A 20,105-nucleotide genomic window follows, 5' to 3' on the forward strand; every position below is an offset into this window, starting at 1 on the left:
CCCCGCTCCCCGGTGCAAGCGCCCCGCTCGCATGCCGCCCCCGCCGCCCGGCGCCGTGCACACGTCAGGGCCGGGACTCTGGGACGTTGCCCACCCTACGCCTTCGTGCGCGATCCCTACCGGGCAAAAGGGCGCGGGCCTATGCCGTGTCATGCGTCAGTGGTCTGGTTATCGTCCTCTTCCGTGCCGTTCGGGAGGCTGTGGGAGGCTGGGGGCGAGGGCACGGCCAACCTGGTCGCCTCGAGCGCAGGTGAGGCGGTGAGCGGCGATACCAGCGGCGGGCGAGGCGCGGGCGGCCCGGTTATGGGAGCTGGTCAGCGGCTGCGCGGACGGTGAGGTGGTATCGGCCGCGCACGTGTGCCAGGCGGCCGTGGTGGCAGTGGAGGTGGACGGGGCGGCGCTGTCGCTTGCCTCTCGGCCGGACCGGCGGCAGCGGCCGCACGCCACCGACGCGGTGGCCGCGCTCCTGGAAGAACAGCAGTTCGCCCTGGGGGAAGGGCCGTGCATCGAGGCCGGCGTCTCCGGGGGCCAGGTACTGGTCGTCGACGTGTCCTCGCCCGCCAGCGCCGCACGGTGGCCCATGTTCGCTCCGGTGGCCACGGCGGCCGGGGCTCGGGCGTTGTTCGCCTTCCCGCTGCAGGTAGGGGCCATCCGGTTGGGCACCCTCACCATGTACCGGGTCAGGCCCGGGCGGCTGACCGGCGAGCAGGTCGCCGATGCGGTGACGCTGTGCCGTACGGCGGTGGCGGTGATGCTGACCAACGGCCAGACCCCGCCGGACAGAATGGCCTCGGATCAGCCGGCGTGGCCGCTGGGCGGGCCGGGCGAGGGCCGGATCGAGGTCTACCAGGCGACCGGGATGGTCGCGGTCCAACTCGGAGTCGGCCTTCCGGACGCGTTCGCCGCGTTGCGCGCCCGCGCCTTCACCGAGGGTGTCCCGCTGGCCCGGCTGGCCCGCCGGGTGGTGGACCGGCGGCTGCGGTTCCACCCCGACGACTTCCCCGACGGATGACGACACGATGGATCGACACGATGGCTATCGCGATCAACGAGAGACAGCGTCACGCGACAGGACACCCCGGCTACGGCTACTGGGCCAAGGAAATGGACTGAGCAGGCATGCCTGAGCAACAACGACTCGCTGAGGTGTTCGTCGAGCTGGCCGACACCCTGGTGATGGACTTCGATCTCATCGAGTTCCTGCACCGGCTGGCCGAACGCTGCGTGGAGCTGCTGGAGGTGGAGGCGGCCGGCATCCTGCTCACCGACCAGGCCGACGAGCTGCAGGTCATCGCCGCCTCCTCCGAACAGACCCGGCTGCTGGAGTTGTTCCAGCTCCAGTCCAGGCAGGGTCCTTGCCTGGACTGCTTCGCCACCGGCCGGCCCGTCAGGGTCGCCGACCTGGCCGCCGAAGCCTCCCGGTGGCCGCTGTTCGCCGCCGCGGCCCTCGACGCCGGTTACGGTGGGGTGCTGGCGTTGCCGATGCGGATGCGAGAGCGGATCATCGGCGCGGTGAACCTGTTCACCGTCCCCTCCACCGCCCTGGCCGTCGACGAGGCGACCACGATCCAGGCGCTCGGCCAGGCGATGGCCGACGTGGCCACCATCGGCATCCTGGGCGAACGCGCGTCCCGCGAACATCAACTGCTGTCCCAGCAACTGCAGATCGCCCTCAACAGCCGGGTGATCATCGAGCAGGCCAAGGGCATGCTCGCCGAACGCCACCAGACCTCACTCGATCAGGCCTTCGCCGCTCTGCGTACGCAGGCCCGCGGCACCAACCGCAAACTCGCCGACCTCGCCCAGGCCGTCATCGACGACGACACTGCCGTGGTGGGCTCCCTGCACCTGCGCCTCGATCCCCACCGCCGCGCCGACCGCGGCTGACCATGGACGATGACGGGAAAGGCAGCGACGAGCGCGCGGACGGGAGTCGGCGGACCGGTCCCGGTAGTCAGCGGTCGGTCGCCGCGCAGGGCCCGGTCGGCCGTCGGGGGCACAGTGCCGCCAACGCGTCCGCCGGCTCCGGATGCAGGGTGAGGACGTCGTCGATGCCGGTGAGGCGAAGGACGCGGTCGACCCGCCCTGTGGCTCCGGCCAGGGTCACGGCCAGCCGCTGATTCCGGGCGTGTTTGAATGCCTTGACCAGGGCTGCGATGCCGCTGGCGTCGCAGAACCGGAGGCGCGTGAGGTCGAGGACCACACCACTGCTCGGCGCGGCGCCGGCGTAGCCGGTGGACGCACTGGTGAGCATGGTCATGAGCCGGGTGGTCAGCCAGCCGCTGTTGGAGGCGTCGATCTCCCCGGTGAGCGCCAGCAGCATCGCCGTCGACCCGGCACCGCACGCGACGTCCGTCCGCCGGAGACTGACCTGCGCCCCGGCTTGGCCGCGGTCGCCGGTCGTGGTGTCCAGCCGCGCCCGCAGTGCCTGCTGGACGGGGGACAACGACGATGACTCGAATGCCGTCATGACAGCCTTCCCTGGAGCGTGTGCACCTACACCGCCAGGGTCTGGAGCGGCCCGACAGACGACTGCCGCCGTTATATGCAGAATAGGCCGTTCACGACCTGCGGTCTAACCCCGCGACCCGGTCAATGTGGGGCGCGGTCTTGGCGGGTCGGACCGGCAGCGCCGGGCGGCCGCCGCGGTGCGGCGGAGTGGCCCTGGTCCGCTTCGTCGATGGCGTCTTGGCGGCTGCGGGCCGACCATCGCTTCGGGGGCGACATGCCCCCGAAGACCAGCGGAAGCAGCAACAGTGCCGCACCGGCGGCCATCAAGATGGCGCCCACCGCGTGCAGGTCGATACCGCGTATGGATCCGGTGACGGCGAAAGTGAGGATCGCGCCGATCGTCAGCAGCGCGACGCCGCCGGCTATCGGCATCACACGCCGCCCTTCGGTGAACCGCGGTGAATGATCGATGAGTCGATGTCCATGACCGAACTCCCCGACGAGCATGAATTCGGTGACTGCCGGGATCGGTCTTCCGAACCGGTCGAAGCAGCGGCCCCAATGCACCGTGGAAAGTGCGGCCACCGGGCCGTCACGCCCGTTCACTCTTCAGCCAACCCTGCCCCCGCAACGGGGGAAACAGCAGTTTTCCGAACGTCTCTTCTCCCTGGGAGATGACGAGTTGCACGCGAGCGGCCGGAGCTGGGACTGCCGATGCGGAACCGGGAGTCGGGGGGAGGTGGCCACAGATTCACGTGGCGAACGGTGAGCATTCGAGTGGCGAAAGGGCTCGGCCCCGTGCGCCGCATCCGGATACGAGCGAACTCTCCGCCGAACAGAAGCGTCTATTCGGACGCGAGCCGTCCGATGCCCCGCCGACGAGGGAGAACCACGACTATGATCATGCGCCTGATGCCGGGCACGGCCGTGTCGGGCCCCGGCGCCGCGGCCGGGGAGGGAGCCGAGTGAGCGGTGGTGTCGCGTCGGTACGGGCGGGCGACCCGGAGCGGCTCGGGCGGTACCGGATCGTGGGACGGCTCGGCGGCGGCGGGATGGGCACGGTGTTCCTCGCCCTGTCGCCGGGCGGGCGAGCGGTCGCGGTGAAGGTGGTGCGGGCCGAGCTGGCGGAGGACGCCGGGTTCCGGCGCCGGTTCGTCCGGGAGGTCGAGGCGGCCCGCCAGGTGAGCGGCTTCTTCACCGCCGCCGTGGTCGACGCCGACCCCGAGGGGACGCCGCCGTGGCTGGCCACCGAGTACGTGCCCGGGGTCTCCCTGGAGGCGGCGGTGGCCGCGTACGGTGCCTGGCCGGAGGGAACGGTGCTCGCGCTGGGCGCCGCACTGGCGGAGGCGCTGGAGAGCGTGCACGCCGCGGGCGTGGTGCACCGCGACCTCAAGCCGTCGAACGTGCTGCTGGCGGCGGACGGCCCGCGCGTGATCGACTTCGGGATCGCGCGGGCGGCCGAGGCCACCGAGCTCACCGAGACCGGGATGGTCGTCGGCACGCCCGGCTTCATCGCCCCCGAGCAGCTCGTGGCCGACGAGGTCACCGCCGCCGGCGACGTCTTCGCCCTCGGTGCCGTGCTGGTGTTCGCGGCGACCGGCACCGGCCCGTTCGGGGCAGGGCACGCCCACGCCCTGAACTACCGGGTCGTCCACGAGGAACCGGAGCTGACCGGTGTGCCGCCCGCGCTGGCGGACGTCGCCGCCCGCTGCCTGGCGAGGGACCCCGCCCGGCGTCCCAGCGTCCCCGGACTGGTCGGGGAACTGAGCCGCCTGGCGGGGACCGGGCAGGCCGCGGGCTTCTTCACGGAGGCGGGCTGGCTGCCCGCCCCGGTGGCCGCGGAGGTCCTCCGCGTCCGGTCCGCGCCGCTCCTGCCCCCGCCCGGCGCCCCGGTCCCGCCCGGTGTCCTCGGCCCGCCCGGCGCGCCCGTTCCGGGGGGACCGGCGCGGGCGCCCGGCCCCGCGCGGCGCCGGATCCTGGCCGCGGTGGCCGCCGCGGCGGCGGTCGTCCTCGCCATCGGGGCGGTCGTCCTCGCCGTCCGGCTGTCCGGTGCCGACGGGAAGGCCGAGGCGGCCGGGCCGCCGCAGCGCGAGGAGCTGTGGACCTTCCCCCTGGCGGAGGGCATGCGACTGACGCAGGTGATCGGCGGCACGGCGTACATCGATGACCTGAAGGGCGGCCTGCACGCCCTGAACACCGAGAACGGCCGGCCGCGCTGGAAGCACGCGCATCCCCTCGACGAGGACGTCCCGACGGGTCCGCAGTTCCTGGGGGCCACCGAATCGGTGGCGTACTACGCCGCCGGTGAGTACACCTACGCCCGGGACGCCGGCAGCGGCGAGGAACTGTGGAAGTGGAAGGACCACGGCATCCATCCGTCGGTCGCGATGGTCGGCGAGCGGATCTACACGTCGGACGTCCGGCTGATCGCACGCGACTCCCGTACCGGGCGGGAGATCTGGCGGAACACCTACGAAGGCTTCTCGAAGGAGGGGCCGACCGTCTCCGGGGGAGTCGCCTTCGTGGTGATCAATGACGGCACCCTGCGCGCGGTGGACGCGGAGACCGGCGCGGACCTCTGGCGCCTCCAGGTCGGGGACCAGCTCGAAACATCGCCCGTCGCCGCGAACGGGGTCGTCTATTACGGCGTCCGGGACGGCTCCCTGCACGCGGTGAACGCCGCGACGGGCCGGTACGCGTGGAAGCAGAGCTTCGAGGGCGCCTCCTGGGACCCCGCCATCGCCGGCGGAGCCGGCGCCCCGATCATCGCGGACGGAGTCGCCTACTTCGAGAACGACGGCTACGTGTGCGCCTTCGCCGCCGACACCGGCAAGCCGCTGTGGCGGCACAAGACGGGAGTGGCCGAGGCCCGTCTTCTGTCGGTCGAGAAGGGGACGGTGCTCTTCAGCGACGGTGACGACGAGGGGGCCGGGAACCTTTACGCCCTGGATGTCCGCGACGGCACCCGCCTGTGGAAGGAGCATCTGGGCGGGAGTCCGAGCATTGTCGACGGTCGAGCGGTCGAGAACGGGACGGTGCTCTTCAGCGACGGTGACGACGAGGGGGCCGGGAACCTTTACGCCTTGGACGTCCGCGACGGCACCCGCCTGTGGAAGGAGCACCTGGGCGGAAGCCCGAGGGTCATCGACGGACGACTCTACGTCGTGGAGGACGACCTTCTGCGCGTGCTCTCGGACGCCGGCTGATGGGGAGGGAAGGCGGAGTGGAGGCGTACGCGCCGCTGGAGGCGGGCGACCCGGAGCGGCTCGGGCCGTACCGGACCGTCGGGCGGCTCGGCGGCGGCGGGATGGGTCAGGTGTTCCTGGCGTCGTCGCCGGGCGGCCGCGCGGTCGCGGTGAAGGTGGTGCGGGCCGAGCTGGCGGAAGACGCCGGGTTCCGGCGCCGCTTCGTCCGGGAGGTCGAGGCGGCCCGCCGCGTGAGCGGTCCCTTCACCGCCGCCGTGGTGGACGCCGACCCGGACGGGACGCCGCCGTGGCTGGCCACCGAGTACGTGCCGGGCCTGTCGCTGAAGGGCGCGATCGACGCGCACGGCCCCCTGCCGGACGGGACGGTCCGGTCCTTGGGCACCGCACTCGCGGAGGCGCTGGAGAGCGTGCACGCCGCGGGTGTGGTGCACCGCGACCTCAAACCGTCGAACGTGCTGCTGGCCGCGGACGGCCCGCGCCTGATCGACTTCGGGATCGCGCTGGCGTCGGAGGGCACCCGGCTGACGGTGACCGGGGCGATGGTCGGCACGCCCGGCTTCATGTCCCCCGAGCAGTTGCGGGGCGGCGCGGTCGGCCCGGCGAGCGACGTGTTCGCCCTCGGCGCCGTCCTGGCGTACGCGGCGACCGGGGCCGGACCGTTCGGTGGCGGCTCGGTGCACGCCCTGAACTACCGGGTCGTGCACGGGGACCCCGACCTCACCGGCGTGCCGCCCGGGCTGGCGGACGTCGTGGCCCGCTGCCTGGACAAGGACCCCGGCCGGCGTCCCACCGTCCCCGGCCTGGTCGGGGAACTGGGCCGCGCGTCGCGGGCGTGGCCGCCCGGCGGAGCGGGCTGGCTGCCCGAACCGCTGACGGCCGAGATCACCCGCGTCGTCCCCGCGCCCCCCGCTCCCGCCGCCGCTCCCGCCGCCGCTCCCACGGCCGTCGCGACCGCGCCGTATCCGGACCCTCCCACCGGACTCCCTCCCCGGCGCGGCGGGCAGTGGCTCACGCGAGGCCGTGCCCTGGCGGGTCTCGCCGCCGTCACCGTCCTCGTCACCGTCGCCACCACGCTCGTCCTCACCGGCGGCGAACCGGACGCCGACCGGGGAGGCGGGACGGACCGCTCCCCGGAGCCCAGCCCGCCGGTCCTGAAGCAGCTGTGGTCCTACGGAGCGCAGCCGAACTGGACGCCGGTGGTCGAGGGCGGGACGGTGTATTTCGGGGAGGGCGACGGAGCCGTCCACGCCGTGGACGCCCGAACCGGCGACCGCCGGTGGAAACGCCGCCAGGCGTGGAGCAGCGGGAGCTCCCTGCTCCTTTCCGGGAACAGAATCTACGCCAACGGATACAACGACTCGTCGTTCGACGGCGGACGCGTCTTCGCGCTGGACGCCGGTTCCGGCCGCGAGTTGTGGCAGTACCCGACTCGGGCGATGTTGCTCGGCGAGGTGCTCTCCGGCCGGAAGTTCTACTTCTTTCGCCGAACGTCCGAGGAGCGGCGGTCGTCGGTGGACGCGCTGGACACCGCCACCGGCAACAGGGTGTGGAGCCACAGAACCGGGATCGTGTGGGAGCTGACCGCCCACGGCGACGTCGTCTATTACGTCGCGAGCAGCGACGAGGAGCCGAGCCCGCAGCTGCACGCACTGAACGCGCGCACGGGCGATCGGTTGTGGAAGGTTCCTTTCGCCGAGGAGGTCCACGACAGGCCGGAATCGCTCACCGTCATCGGCGGCGTCCTCTACGCGGTGGGCGACAGCGGCATCGTCTCGGCCCACGATCCGGGCGACGGCAGGCGCCTGTGGAGCGCTCCGACGGGCCTCCGCGACCTCGGTGATTCAGAGCTCCCCGTGGTAGCCGATGGGCTCCTCTATGTCAGCGGCAAGGACGTTCAGGAGGACCACGGCCAGGTGTTCGCCATCGACGCGAAGACCGGCGCGGTGAAGTGGCGCCGTGACCTTCCCGCGGTGAACTCGTCCCCGACCGTCTCGTCCGGGACGGTCTACGTCAGCACGAAGTCCGGCGAACTGCACCTGCTGAACGCCGGCGACGGCGCCCCTATGGGAAAGGTGCGGTTGGCGGACGACCGGGAGCCCAATGCGGTGGTGTCCGGCGGGATCGTCTACTTCGGCGCCGGCGACGGCCACCTGCGCGCAGCCACCATCACCCGCTGATCCCGGCCGAGATCACCCGCCTGGTGATTCGGCGGAACCCCGGCCGGTCGGCGTCTTCCTGGGCGACCTCAACTGGAGGGGAGTCGCAGTAAACCTTCGGCGACCTCGACAAGGTCCGTACCGCTCACGTCCGGCGCTGTGAAGACGTCCCCGTAGCGACCCTCCAATCGCGCGCACCAACCGGCGAGACAGCCGGCGCGTTTGGCTCCGTGGCAGTCCCAGGCGTGCACCGCGACCAGCGCCATGTCGTCCGGCGATGTGCCGAGTTCGCCGGCGGCGACGCGGTAGATCGAGGGCGCGGGTTTCCAGATACCGGCCTTCTCCGCCGTGATCACGCTGTCCACATGGCGCGCCAGGCCCGCTCGTTCCAGGAACAGCGCCGTGTTCTCCGCGCCGCCGACCGTCAGGCAGCCGACCCGCAGCCCCGCTTCGGACAGCCGTCGCAACGCCGGTTCGGCGTCGGGATGCGGGGGCAGGTGGCCGAACCCGTCAAGTACGTGGTCGATGTCGCTTTCGGTGGCGGTGTGGTGGGTGTCGGTGCGCAACGCTTGCCTTGCCACCAACTCGAACGACTCGAAGTCCCCGGCGAGGGCCAGAGCCATCGAGTCGCGCTGAAGGCGCATGAACCACGGCTGCAACAGCTGCGGGGATTGGCCGATCTCCTCCAGTCGCGCGTGGAGCGGATCCAGATCCAGCAGGGTCTCGAGTACATCGAAAGCAACAGCGTGCGGGCGAGTGACCATGAAGGGTTAGGCCCCTCACTCGGCTCCTGAAGAAGGCCGGGGAGGAATGCCCTGGTCGTAGCGGAAGACCTGGTGCGGATCGTATTCGGCTTTGATCTGGGTCAACCGACTGTAGTTGTTGCCGTAGTAGGCGGTATGCCAGTCGGTGAGATCCGGGTCCGGGAAGTTCACGTAGGCCGCGGAGGTGTTCAACTCTTTACTGAGGCGGCCATGGATGGTCCTTGTCTGGGCCAGCAGGTGTTTTACGGCCTCGGGTTTGGTTTCCGGATGCCATGAGGTGCCGACGTCGATGACGAAGGTGGCGCCGCGGTGTGGGAACGCCGTGTCGGCCGGGCGGGGCTCACCGGCCTTGCCGCCCATCGCGAAGAGGGTGACGTAGCCGCTGTTGCCCGCGCGGTGCGGCTCCCACCGGAGAGTCCACTCCACGATCTCCTTCACCGTTTCGGCCGGCAGCCACTTGGCGGGCACGAGCGATTTGGAGGCCACGGTCTCGTGCTCGGAGACCATGGACAGCTTCTCCTGTGCCGCCCAGAACCCGAGCTGCTCGATGCTCTGCTCGGCAGGGCCCATTTTGAGAAGGGCACCCAGCTTGGTGCGCGTGGCGGAATCGTCGCCGAGGTACTGGCCGAGGACGGCGACGTTGACGTTGTCGCGGCCGGTGCCCGGATTCTCGAACTCGATCCGGATGTCCAGGTTGTTGTCGTGATCGCGAGCCAGGAGTCCCTCCTGGACGATCTTCATGACCTCCACCCCGTCCCTCGGATGGAAGGTGAGGCGGAAGAACGTGGCCGTCGTCTGGGACACGTCGACGGCGTTGTAAACGAACGAGGTGTTGATACCGAAGTTGCTGCCTGCCCCGCCACGGCAGGCCCAGAACAGGTCGGGCCTATCGGTGCCGTTTGCGCGAACGATCCTGCCATCGGCCAGCACGACTTCGGTTTCGACCAGGTTGTCACACGTCAAGCCCCATTTGCGGTCATTGAAGCCCAGGCCGCCGCCGAGTGTCAGGCCCGCTATGCCGACCCCGACGCAGCGTCCGCCGGGGACGTACAGGTTCGTCTTCCCGGCACCGGCCTTGGCGACATCGCCGTTGGTGGCGCCGCCGGCGATCCTGAGCCGCTTACCGGGCAGCGCGGTCACCTCGCTCATCGGGCGCACGCTGATGAGCAGGCCCGTCGTCGTCGAGTAGCCGGCGTAATTGTGTCCACCTGCGCGTGCGGCCAGCGGCATGTGATTATCTTGCGCCCACAGGAGGGCCGCCTTCACGTCCTTCGCGGTGGCGCAGGACACGATGCCCATCGGCTTCCTGTCCTCGTACCGCAGATTCCACGGCTGCGCCAGGGACGGGAACTTCGGTTCCTTGGGCAGGTACAACCTGCTACCCGGCCCGAGCATCTTCTCCAGTTCCTGCCAATTCGGGTTTCCCGGCGGCTGCGGAGACGGCGTGGAGGGTATGCGCGACGCCGCCCCTGCGTCGTCGCGCCCTGTCAGTGCCGCGACCATCCCGGCGGCGGACATGTAAGCGCCTGCCCGCAGTACTCCACGTCGATCAAGCATATTTCCCCCTACTGGCGCGGCGGGCGTCGCCCGAGCCTCCTTGCCTTCCGCAGAGAACTCAATCACGCCCCCAAGTAAAGCGCGGCACCATGGGCGTCCAAAAGGCGGTACCGGCGGCGCTCCCGCCGATTTCTACTTAATGCCTGGCCTGTAAGTTCTGTCCGATACATGGTGTTCGCGGTGCGTGGCGGTCGCGACTCATCTGATCCCCGGAACGGCAGAGCATTCGGCGAGTGGTCGACGCGCGGCCCGGCATGGTTGCCGACCAATGGGGTGAACCAAGCGAGAATTTTGCTGAAGTCGCGACGTAGGCGCCAATTGCTCAGGGGAGGAAGGTCGACGACCACACGCGGGCAGATGCCGATCGGATGAGCGGAGAGCGAACGGATTCCGATATGGCGGAGAGGGTTTGTCGATGGAGCAGGACGGCAATGCCGACGGGCAGGGTTCGGCGGAAGTCGCCCAATTCGTGGTCGGCGGGGAGCAGGGTGCGCAACGGCGGCACGGCGCGCATGAGGCGCGGACGGCGATTCTGCCGGACTCGACCGATGAGCCGAACGATTTCTGGCCAGATCCCAGGCGGGCGAGGCCGTTGGAACTGCATGTGTGCATGGGGCTGAACTCCTGCTGCGGCCACGGCCGGGACGGAACCGGGGAGATGGCCGGCATGGGGGAATGCGCCACCGTCTCCCACGTCTGCCACGGCGCCAACGAATGCCGGGGACAGGGCGGCTGCGGTTACAGCGGGGGCGACGCCGAACAGGCCATGCCGGGGGCGCAGGAGTGCCGTTCGTCCGGCAGCTGTGCCAGCCCCATCAACGAGAGCCGGGTCCACGCCGCCGGGCCCTTCCGGGGAACGAGTGTGTGGAAGCGGGCCCGTAAGGTCTTCGAGCAGCGCATGTTCGAGGCCGGCGTCCCGTTCGGTCCCGCTCCGGGAGAGGGAGCCCCCGACGACCTGGTGCCCCCTTACGAGGGCAAGCGGCGCTACGAACCGTGCAGAGCGTTCGACCATGGGCAGTGAGGCCACGCCGTCCGGTGGACGACCGGGGCCGGATTCCGAACGGGGCGCCGGCCATGACCTGGGGTTCGGCCTGGGGCTCCGCGCGCAGCACATGGCACAGGTCCTGGCCGAGCGGCCGCCGGTCGACTGGTTCGAGATCATCTCGGAGAACTTCATGGACTCCGGCGGCCGCGCCCGGCACGACCTTCGCCGGATCGCCGAGCGGTACCCCGTGGTGATGCACGGCGTCTCCATGTCGATCGGCGCGGCCCAGCCGCTCGACATGGACTATCTGCGGCGGCTGAAGCGGCTGGCCACGGAGACCGGCGCCCGCTGGGTCTCCGACCACGTCTGCTGGACGGGCGTGGCCGGCGTGAACACCCACGAGCTGCTGCCGCTGCCGTTCACCGAGGAGGCCCTGCGGCACACGGCGGGCAGGGTGAGGGTCGTCCAGGACGTGCTGGAGCGCCCGCTGGTGCTGGAGAACCCCAGCACGTACGCGACCTTCCGGCAGTCCACGATGGCCGAATGGGAGTTCATCGCACGGCTGTGCGAGGAGACGGGATGCCGCCTGCTGCTGGACGTCAACAACGTCTACGTCTCGGCGGTCAACCACGGCTTCGACCCGGACGAGTATCTGCTGGGCGTCCCGCACGACCGCGTTGCGGAGCTGCACCTGGCCGGACACGCCGACCACCGCACCCACCTGATCGACACCCACGACCGTCCCGTAGCCGAGCCGGTGTGGCGGCTGTACCGGGCGGCCCGCGCGCTCATCGGTCCCGTGCCCACCCTGCTGGAGTGGGACGACCGCATCCCGCCGCTGCCGGAGCTGCTGGCCGAACTGGACAAGGCGCGGCTCACCGCCACGGACCGGCCGCCGGCCTCGCACCGCGTCACCTGTCATGGCTGAGGGCGGTGACACCGGGGGACGGCCGGATGCCGGCGGCCCGCCGCCCGGGCTGACGGCGCTCCAGACGTGGATGCAGCACGCCATCGTGTCCCCGCGGCGCCCCGGCACACCGGCGGCGGACGTGCTGGCCGGAACTTCCGAGCTCAGCGCCGAAGACAGGCTCGGCATCTACCGCCACGGCTACCGGCGGCGGCTGCTGGAGGCCATGCGTGCCCTGTACCCCGTGCTCAGCTCCCTGCTCGGTTCCGAAGTGTTCGAGGAGTTGGCGCTGGGGCATCTGGAGGACCGTCCGTCCCGCTCACCCAACCTGGCCCACCTCGGCGACGGGTTCGCCGACCACCTGTGGAGACGGCGGCCTGATCCAGCGGCACGGCCGGAACCGTGGGTGCGGATCATCATCGACCTCGCCCGCTACGAGAGGACCTTCGCCGAGGTCTACGACGGCCCGGGAACCGAGGAGAGCGGGGGCGGAGGACCTCGGGAACCGGACCGGCCGGAGGCCCCGGCACACCCGGGCGGCACCGCGCCGCGGTTCGTCGCCTGCCTGCGGACGCTGGCGGTGTCGGCGCCGGTCCACCGGTACCACTCCGCCGCCCGCCGCGGCGAGCCACCGCCGTCCCTGACGCCCCGCCCGTGTCACCTCGTCCTGTCCCGCCGCCACTACCGCGTCACCTGCACCGAACTGCCCGCGGCGGAACACCGCCTGCTGACCTCCGCGCTCACCGCCGCCTCGCCATGGCCGGCGGTGGCCCGCGCGGCCGGCCTCGATCCGGCCGGTGCCCGGTGCCTGCTCGACCGGTGGTCCGCACGAGGCTGGCTCGCGCGGACCGTCACCGACACCGAGCCGGCTCCCGTCCCGCCGGTCGGCACGCTTCCCTCCGCACACCCGCGCAGATGAAATCAGGAAGGGCCCGCACCAGTGAGCGTTGACGTTCGAGACCGGACCGGCGTCGAGCCGGCACAGGTTCTGACCGACCATCCCATCGACACCACCACCGACATCGGCAAGCGCGAGGACCTGAAGAACCACCTGCTCCAGGCCGCGGCGCTGGAGATGCAGACCATCCCGATGTACCTGTACTCGATGTACTCCATCCAGGGACGCGGCCGCTCCCGCTGGGACCCCGGGATGGGGGCCGCTCGCCTGATCCGCAGCATCGTCGTGGAGGAGATGCTGCACCTGTGCCTGGTCCGCAACATCCTGGTGGCCCTCGGCCATGGCGACGACATCAGGTTGTGCAGCCGCACGTTCGTGCCGTCCTACCCCCAGTTGATGCTGCATCGCCATCCACCGCTCACACTGCAGCTGCAGCCGTGCACCAGGCAGGTCGTCGCCGACATCTTCATGGAGTTCGAGCGCCCCAAGGCCCGGCCGGAGGAGAGCAAGCCCGGCCCCGGCGAATACGCCACGATCGGGCAGTTCTACAAGGCCGTCATCAAGGGCCTGGAAGATCTGGCCGACGAGCACGGCCCCGAGCTGTGGCGCGACAACCGGCCCGACAGGCAGTACGTGTCGGGGTACTGGAACAAGGACGGCGGCGGCGAACCGGTCAAGGTGACCAACCTGTCCACCGCCAAGCAGGCGATGAAGCTCATCGTCGACCAGGGCGAGGGCATCAACCCCGAACGCCCGACGGTGCCGATCGACCCGCTCGAACCGCGACCGGGTGACGACGAGCTGCCGCACTACACCAAGTTCTCCCGCATCGCCGAGGGCATCGAGCCGATCGGGCCGGTCTGGGACGTGCCCGTCAACCCCAAGAGCGAGCAGTACGTCTCCGACCCCGCGGCGACGAGCATCAACACCCTGTTCAACGCCGCCTACTGCTACACCCTGCACCTGCTCGACACGATCTACGGGGTATCCCGGGCCGACGTGGTGCCCGGCGCAAGCAGCCACCGCTACCGCCTGGAGCGAACCTTCATCTCGGCCATGCAGGGCGTACTCGCCAACCTCGCCGAGACCATGGTCGCCCACAAGATCCACAAGGGGCCGCTGGCCGGCCGGCGCATCGGGCCGACCTTCGAATACGTGGAACTCCCCGCGGACGGCAAGAAGGACCACCTCCGCCACCTGTGCAACGAAGCCATGGCCGACTTCCCCCAACTCGGGGGTGACAACGGCGTGCGCTGGCTGCTGGACAAGATGCCCGACGTCTGAGCCATCGCACCGCTACCGCAGAAGGCGGCGAGCGGAGGAACGACCCGTACCGGCAACAGAGAGGAAGCACATGACCACGGCCAAGGACCCCGCGCTCCGCGAGGATGTCGAGACTCTCCGCGAGGAGGCGGGAGACCGGTTGCGGGAACAGATCGTCCAGGGCGTCCTTCCGCGGCGCCAGGGCCCGCTGCCCGATCCGGCCCTCACCGGCCACGGTATAACGAGCCCGCTCCAAGGCGTTCCGACAAGAAAGGAGGACGGCCAGACCCCGCAGGTGTCGAAGTCCGGCTATTACAGCCGCATGTTCGGTGACCTCAGAGCGTTCACCCCATCGGACGACGCGCTCAGGAAGCTCGGCGCACCGTGCGGTCCCATGGACGCCAATCCTCCTGAGAAGGGAGCGTGCCTTTCGGGCTACGCCAAGGTCGCGGACGGGCAGCTCATGAAGGATCTGCCGTCCGGCTATACCTACTTCGGCCAGTTCCTGGATCACAACATCACCTTCCAGGCGGACGCGACCTTCGACCCGGGAAACAAGCCGGAGCAGAACCCGAACTACCGCAGCGGGCGGGTCAGCCTGGAGCACGTGTACGGGCTCGGCCCGCAGACCCAGTCGTTCGTGTACTTCGACAATGACGCCGCCGGGAAGTTCTGGTTCGACCCGGAACACCCCTCCGATGTCCCGCGCAACGGCGAGGGCGTGCCCATCATCGCCGATCCGCGCAACGACAACACCATCATCACCATCCAGCTCCACCTCGCATTCATGAAATTCCACAACGCGGTGGTGGATATGCTGCGCAAGAGGCAGGTTCCCGAAAAGCAGCTCTTCAGCATGGCGCAGCACGCCGTGGTCTGGCACTACCAGTGGCTGGTACTGCACGACTGGCTGGAGAAGATCATACAGCCGAAGGTGTTCGAGGCCATATCGAAGGAGGGCGGTCACTTCTTCCGGCCCACGCCCGAGAATCCGCTGGCACTGCCGGTCGAGTTCACGGTGGCGGGCTACCGGCTGCACCCGCTGGTGCAGGAGGAGTACCATCTCAACGAGCGCAAGTCGGGACGACTCTTCCACTTCCGCAAACCCTTTTCGCCCATCCCCTCGGACGAGGTCATCGACTGGTCGTTCTTCTTCAAGACCGATCAGCGCGCTCCGCAGCAGGCGAAAAGGTTCGATGCCAAGGTGGTGCACACCTTTCTCAATATCCCCGGGCCGATCGACACGCCGATCGAGTGGATCGACAACCCCGCGGAGCAGGTGCCGCTGCCCGGCCGGCCGGAGGAGCGGTACACGCCGATGCGCTCGATCGCCATTCGCAACCTGCTGCGGGGCAAGGCGTTCGGTCTTCCTTCCGGGCAGGCGGTCGCCCGCCGCATCCAGGAGAAGTACGGCAGCGAGATCATTCCGAAGGTCTACGGCAACCATGATCTGGGCCTGGAGGTGGCCGGTCTCGACGAGGCGCCCCTGTGGTACTACGTGATGCGCGAGAGCATGCTCACCGAAGGCGGCATGCGGCTCGGCGGGGTGGGCAGCGTCATCGTGGGTGAGGTCCTGTTCGGCCTGCTCAGCGCTGACCCGTCGTCGTTCGTCAGCCACAACTCCAAGCATCCGCGGGAGCCGTGGAAGCCGACGTTGGGGCAAAGCGCAGGCAAGTTCACCATGGCGGACATGCTCAAGCTGGCGGGCGTCTGAAAGGCGAACCGGCAGGGGCGGTACGGTCAATCCGCCACTCCCTTGCGTAGCATTTCCGAGCTAACCGTCGAATCGGACAGCACGCCATAGCGCATTCGGTGTCGGTAACGCTTACCTTCTCCGGTAATGTGCGTTTTGTCGAGTTGTTCCGTGCGCTCAGGTTAGAGTTGTCAGACGGTCGGTGATGCCTTTCCTCCGTCCCCGTGCGATGAACTCCGCATTGCGTTGCAGCATCCTGGCCTTGTCCATGTCATCGACGACATTCACTTCTGCTCACCGCGCCGGATCGGCTGACGCGACCAATGCGTGGAGAAGCGAACGGAGAGGCGGATGGAGACAAGGTCCTGATGCACGACGCGAGCAAAGAAGACCACGCCAGGAACCGAGCGGTCGTCGCGTCCGAGGACGTGGCGAAGTTCATCGAACTCTCGGAGGTGCTCACCGGTTTCAGCCGCTACGACCTGCGGGGAACCGGGATGGCCGAGGCATATCTGGACACGGTCCGGCGTCAGATCGGCGCATCGAACTACGCCGCGCTGATCACCCTCCTGGAGGAGACCTGGTTCCGGCACCCGGACTGGACCGGGCACCCGGCCCTGCTGGAGACGGTGAGGGCGATCGCCTACCTGTGGTACACGGGTGCCTGGCCGCGGCTGGCTCCGGCCGCGCACGCCGGGCTGCGGCGGCAGATGGCCAACGAGGAGTTCGTGGTCTCGCCCAGCGCCTACACCGAGGGCCTGGTGTGGCGGACGTTCCACGGGCACCCGGCGGGCGCGAAACCACCCGGCTTCGGCACCTGGTCGATGGCGCCGCCGCCCGTCCCGACCGTCGAGGAGATCTCCCGCGAACTGGAGCCCGACTTCACGGGGCGGCACGCCCTGTTCACCACACCGGTGTCGGTCTCCGACATCGATCCGTCCATGCTGCCCGGCCCGGCCCCGGAGCGCTACACCACCCCGTCCACCCAGCCCAGAGCCGCCGAGCCCCCACGACAGGAGCAGCCATGACCGGCACCGTGACCGCGCCCGGTCACCTCGACGGCCGCCGCTACGACGTGATCATCGTGGGCGCGGGAATGTCCGGCAGCCTGATGGCCGAGCGCCTGGGGGCGAAGGGCTGGCGCGTCCTCGTGCTGGAGGGCGGCAATGGCGGGACGCAGACCTGGCCGGGCTACCTGGATTCGCTCGACACGTTCCACGCGGCGGCGGTGAAAGTGCCGAACTCGGCGTACCGGCACAACAACGCCGTGCCGTCACCCGATGTGCTCGATCTGTCGCCCGTCCCCCACGGGGACGGGTACCGCGCCGGCGGCTACTTCGTGCAGCGGGGAAGGCTGCCGTACGGCACCGACTATCTGCGCGTACTCGGCGGCTCCGCGATGCACTGGCTGGGGGCCGTCCCCCGGATGCACCCGACCGACTTCCAGACCGCCACGCTGTACGACTACGGCCGGGACTGGCCCATCGACGCCTCGGTGATGCAGCCGTACTACGCCGAGGCCGAACACGTGCTCGGTGTCGCCGGGGACGCCGACGAGCAGCGGGAGTGGCTCCGGGACCCGAGCAGGCCCAACGACCCGTCCGTCATCGCCGACCGGCACTACTCCTACCCGATGCAGAAGATCCCGCCGAGCCACATCGACGAGCTGTACCGCGGGATCGACGACACCGAGATCTACGACGACGTGGGGGACCAGTCGGTCAGGTTGCACGTCACCGCGCTGCCACAGGCCCGCTCCAGCACCCCGAACCCGGAGTACGACGGCGAGGCGGGGTACCGGCCGGAGGGGGCGGTGGGCCTGCCCGACTACGGGGAGCGCTGCGTGGGGAACGCCAGCTGCGTACCGATCTGCCCCGTCCAGGCGAAGTGGACACCGCTGCGAGCGCAGGCGCGTTTCGGGCGCTCGGTCACGCTCGCCACGCGGTGTGTGGTGAGCCGTGTCCTGCTGGGCGAGGGCGGCCGTGTGCGCGGTGTGGAGTACCGGGCCTACGGGGATCCGGCGACACCGGTCAGCGACGTGTACACCGCGGAAGCGGACATCGTCGTCCTGGCCGGGCACGCCATCGAGAACGCCCGCCTGATGCTGACCTCGGGACTGGCCGCGAACAGCGGGCAACTCGGGCGCAATCTCATGGACCACCCGACCACCCTCGCCTGGGCTCTGGCGCATTCCGGAAATCAGGTGGGGCCCTTCCGCGGGCCGGGGCACACCTCCGGCTACGAGAGCTTCCGCTTCGGCGAGGCGCGCAGGCGGCGCTCGCCCTTCCGCATCGAGATCGGCAACTGGGGCTGGGGATGGCCGATGGGTGCGCCGTTCAGCAATGTCGCCGCCATGCTCCGCCTCGGCGGTGACCCCAACGGTGACGTACTCGGTCTCGACCCCGGCATGGACCGGTTCGGTCCCGCGTTGCGCAACTCGCTGGGCGAGACGATCGGCCGCCAGATCTCCCTGCAGATCGCCGTGGAACAGCCGGCCGACCCGTCCAACACGGTCACCATCGACCCAAGGAACCGGGACGCGATGGGCAACCCGCGGCCGGTGATCACCTACGACCTCGACGATCACGTCAAGCGGGGCATCTACGCGGCCCGGCGGGTGTCCGCGCGCATCTTCGCGGCGCTGCGGGCCGAGGACCACACCTACCACGGACCCGCGCCGGACGGCACGTACCCACTCGACCACTTCGCCTTCGCGCCGGACACGTCCTTCGACGTGCTGGACCTGGGCTATCGGGGAGCGGGACACGGCGCCGGCACGCACATCATGGGCGGCGACCCCAGCAACTCGGTGGTGGACATCTACCAGCGCACCCACGAGCACCGGAACCTGTACGCGGTGGGCTGCGGCAGCATGCCGTCCGTCGGAACCTCCAACCCCTCGCTCACGATGGCCGCGCTGACCCTGCGCAGCGCCGACGAGGTCCACCGGCAGCTGACGGGGCTGCACCGGCCGGTCAACGTGCGCACGCACCCCACGGAGGTGAACGCATGACCAGCGAAAGATCGGCGGGCGGCGCGGTCGTCCAGTCCCACCAGCTGACGTTCGAGCCGCCGGGTTCCGTTGACGAACTCCGGACGTATCTCCAGTACGCACTCCAGGTCGAGCACATCACGATCCCGCCGTACCTCACGGCGATGTACACGTTGCGGCCGGGGACCAACCGGAGCGCGTTCTACGTCATCCGCAGCGTCGTGCTGGAGGAGATGCTGCACATGACGCTGGTGGCGAACCTGCTCAACGCGGTGGGCGGCACCCCCTGCGTGGCGCATCCCGAGTTCGTCCTGAAGTACCCGGCCACTCTGCCGCTCAGCGCCGAGACGGCCGAGATACCGCTTCAGCACTTCTCGCCGGCGGCGCTGCGAACGTTCCTGCACATCGAGAAGCCACGCTCGCTGAGCGCTCCGGCCGGCACGCGGGGCTGGACCTCGATCGGCCAGTTCTACGAGTACATCGGCCGCGGCCTGGCGAACCTGGTGGCCGAACACGGTGCAGCGTCGGTGTTCCGCGGCACCCCGGACAAGCAGGTCGGGCCGGAGGACTTCTACAACTCCGGCGGCGAAGTCTTCAAGATCACCGGCACGGCCGACGCCGAGAAGGCACTGCGTGTGATCAGTGACCAGGGGGAGGGAGCCGACAAGACCATCTGGGACAGCGACGATCTGATCTTCGGGGAACAGCGGCAGGTCGCGCACTACTTCCGGTTCAACGAGATCGCCAAGGGCCGCCGCTACGGCCCGAAGGACACCCCGAAGGACGACCCCGGTGGCCAGCCCATGGACGTGGCATGGGACGACGTCTATCGGATCGACGGCGGGTCGACCGTCGCGGAGTACCGGGCCTCGCCCGACCAGTCCGTGTATCTGCATGCGAAGGAGTTCAACGACGCCTACGCGAGGATGCTGGCCTTCCTGCAGAAGGCGTTCACCGGGAAGCCCCGCGAGATGGCGCACGCCGTTCCCGTCATGCTCGAACTGCGGGACCGCGCCCAAGCCCTCTACCGCAATCCGCACCCGGACCCGCGCAAGGCGGCCGACGGGCTGTTCGCCAGTGCCACCTTCGAGATCGATCAGGACACCGTCGACCGGGCCGTCGCCCACGCGGAGGCCCGCATCGAAGCGGCCGGGCTTTCGGCCGAAGAGCCGATCGACCTGTCCGCGCTGACCGCCCCCCGGACCTGGTGACCCGTCGCCGGCCACGGGGCCG

16 protein-coding genes are annotated in these 20,105 nt (G+C 69.8%); 12 read left to right on the forward strand and 4 right to left on the reverse strand.

Translation table 11 applies throughout. The annotated features are described in order from the left end of the window. Positions 1–373: 373 nt before the first annotated feature. Together E1289_RS07350 and E1289_RS07355 are read left to right on the forward strand one after the other, a co-directional pair. The gene (locus tag E1289_RS07350; protein ID WP_131976649.1) at positions 374–1,012 is read left to right on the forward strand and encodes a GAF domain-containing protein; all 639 of its coding nucleotides are present in this window, start codon (positions 374–376) and stop codon (positions 1,010–1,012) included. A 107-nt stretch (positions 1,013–1,119) separates the two neighbouring features. Further along, a complete protein-coding gene (locus E1289_RS07355; protein WP_131976651.1) occupies positions 1,120–1,887 on the forward strand; it encodes a GAF and ANTAR domain-containing protein in 768 nt (255 codons plus the stop codon). A 67-nt stretch (positions 1,888–1,954) separates the two neighbouring features. Here the strand turns inward: E1289_RS07355 and E1289_RS07360 are convergent, their stop codons facing one another. Continuing rightward, positions 1,955–2,470, reverse strand: coding sequence for an STAS domain-containing protein (locus E1289_RS07360; RefSeq protein ID WP_131976653.1), 516 nt, complete (start codon positions 2,468–2,470; stop codon positions 1,955–1,957). A gap of 122 nt (positions 2,471–2,592) precedes the next feature. Next, positions 2,593–3,057, reverse strand: a complete 465-nt coding sequence (locus E1289_RS07365) for a DUF6458 family protein (RefSeq protein WP_131976655.1) — start codon at positions 3,055–3,057, stop codon at positions 2,593–2,595. A 359-nt stretch (positions 3,058–3,416) separates the two neighbouring features. Here E1289_RS07365 and E1289_RS07370 point away from each other — a divergent pair, with 359 nt between their 5' ends. Together E1289_RS07370 and E1289_RS07375 are read left to right on the forward strand one after the other, a co-directional pair. Then, on the forward strand, positions 3,417–5,657 hold the full coding sequence (locus E1289_RS07370) for a PQQ-binding-like beta-propeller repeat protein (protein ID WP_165970381.1): 2,241 nt from the start codon (positions 3,417–3,419) through the stop codon (positions 5,655–5,657). Then, on the forward strand, positions 5,657–7,834 hold the full coding sequence (locus E1289_RS07375) for a serine/threonine-protein kinase (protein ID WP_131976659.1): 2,178 nt from the start codon (positions 5,657–5,659) through the stop codon (positions 7,832–7,834). The genes E1289_RS07370 and E1289_RS07375 overlap by 1 nt, the downstream gene beginning before the upstream one ends. Before the next feature lie 68 nt (positions 7,835–7,902). On the opposite strand, the gene E1289_RS07380 is transcribed toward E1289_RS07375, so the two are convergent. Together E1289_RS07380 and E1289_RS07385 are read right to left on the reverse strand one after the other, a co-directional pair. Beyond that, entirely contained in the window at positions 7,903–8,577 is a 675-nt protein-coding gene (locus E1289_RS07380; RefSeq protein WP_131976661.1) for a haloacid dehalogenase type II, read from the reverse strand. Between the two features lie 15 nt (positions 8,578–8,592). Beyond that, positions 8,593–10,095: an FAD-binding oxidoreductase gene (locus E1289_RS07385; protein WP_165970382.1), complete on the reverse strand. Its 1,503-nt coding sequence runs from the start codon at positions 10,093–10,095 to the stop codon at positions 8,593–8,595. 454 nt (positions 10,096–10,549) lie between these two features. On the opposite strand from E1289_RS07385, the gene E1289_RS07390 reads away from it, so the two are divergent. The 8 genes from E1289_RS07390 (at position 10,550) to E1289_RS07425 (ending at position 20,083) form a co-directional block, all read left to right on the forward strand. After that, a complete protein-coding gene (locus tag E1289_RS07390; protein ID WP_131976665.1) occupies positions 10,550–11,155 on the forward strand; it encodes a hypothetical protein in 606 nt (201 codons plus the stop codon). Continuing rightward, positions 11,145–12,047, forward strand: coding sequence for a DUF692 domain-containing protein (locus E1289_RS07395; RefSeq protein ID WP_131976667.1), 903 nt, complete (start codon positions 11,145–11,147; stop codon positions 12,045–12,047). Before E1289_RS07390 ends, E1289_RS07395 begins: the two co-directional genes overlap by 11 nt. After that, positions 12,040–12,945, forward strand: a complete 906-nt coding sequence (locus E1289_RS07400; RefSeq protein ID WP_131976670.1) for a DNA-binding domain-containing protein — start codon at positions 12,040–12,042, stop codon at positions 12,943–12,945. The genes E1289_RS07395 and E1289_RS07400 overlap by 8 nt, the downstream gene beginning before the upstream one ends. A 21-nt stretch (positions 12,946–12,966) precedes the next feature. Continuing rightward, positions 12,967–14,208, forward strand: a complete 1,242-nt coding sequence (locus E1289_RS07405; RefSeq protein WP_131976672.1) for a ferritin-like protein — start codon at positions 12,967–12,969, stop codon at positions 14,206–14,208. 70 nt (positions 14,209–14,278) lie between these two features. Next, a complete protein-coding gene (locus E1289_RS07410) occupies positions 14,279–15,901 on the forward strand; it encodes a peroxidase family protein (protein ID WP_131976674.1) in 1,623 nt (540 codons plus the stop codon). Between the two features lie 347 nt (positions 15,902–16,248). Then, positions 16,249–16,908 (forward strand): hypothetical protein, encoded by a 660-nt coding sequence (locus E1289_RS07415; RefSeq protein ID WP_131976676.1) that lies wholly within the window; start codon positions 16,249–16,251, stop codon positions 16,906–16,908. Then, positions 16,905–18,893, forward strand: coding sequence for a GMC family oxidoreductase (locus E1289_RS07420; protein ID WP_131976678.1), 1,989 nt, complete (start codon positions 16,905–16,907; stop codon positions 18,891–18,893). Before E1289_RS07415 ends, E1289_RS07420 begins: the two co-directional genes overlap by 4 nt. Then, positions 18,890–20,083, forward strand: coding sequence for a ferritin-like protein (locus E1289_RS07425; protein ID WP_131976680.1), 1,194 nt, complete (start codon positions 18,890–18,892; stop codon positions 20,081–20,083). Before E1289_RS07420 ends, E1289_RS07425 begins: the two co-directional genes overlap by 4 nt. Positions 20,084–20,105 lie beyond the last annotated feature (22 nt).

It is taken from the genome of Actinomadura sp. 6K520, from assembly GCF_004349245.1.
Classification (GTDB): Bacteria; Actinomycetota; Actinomycetes; order Streptosporangiales; family Streptosporangiaceae; genus Spirillospora.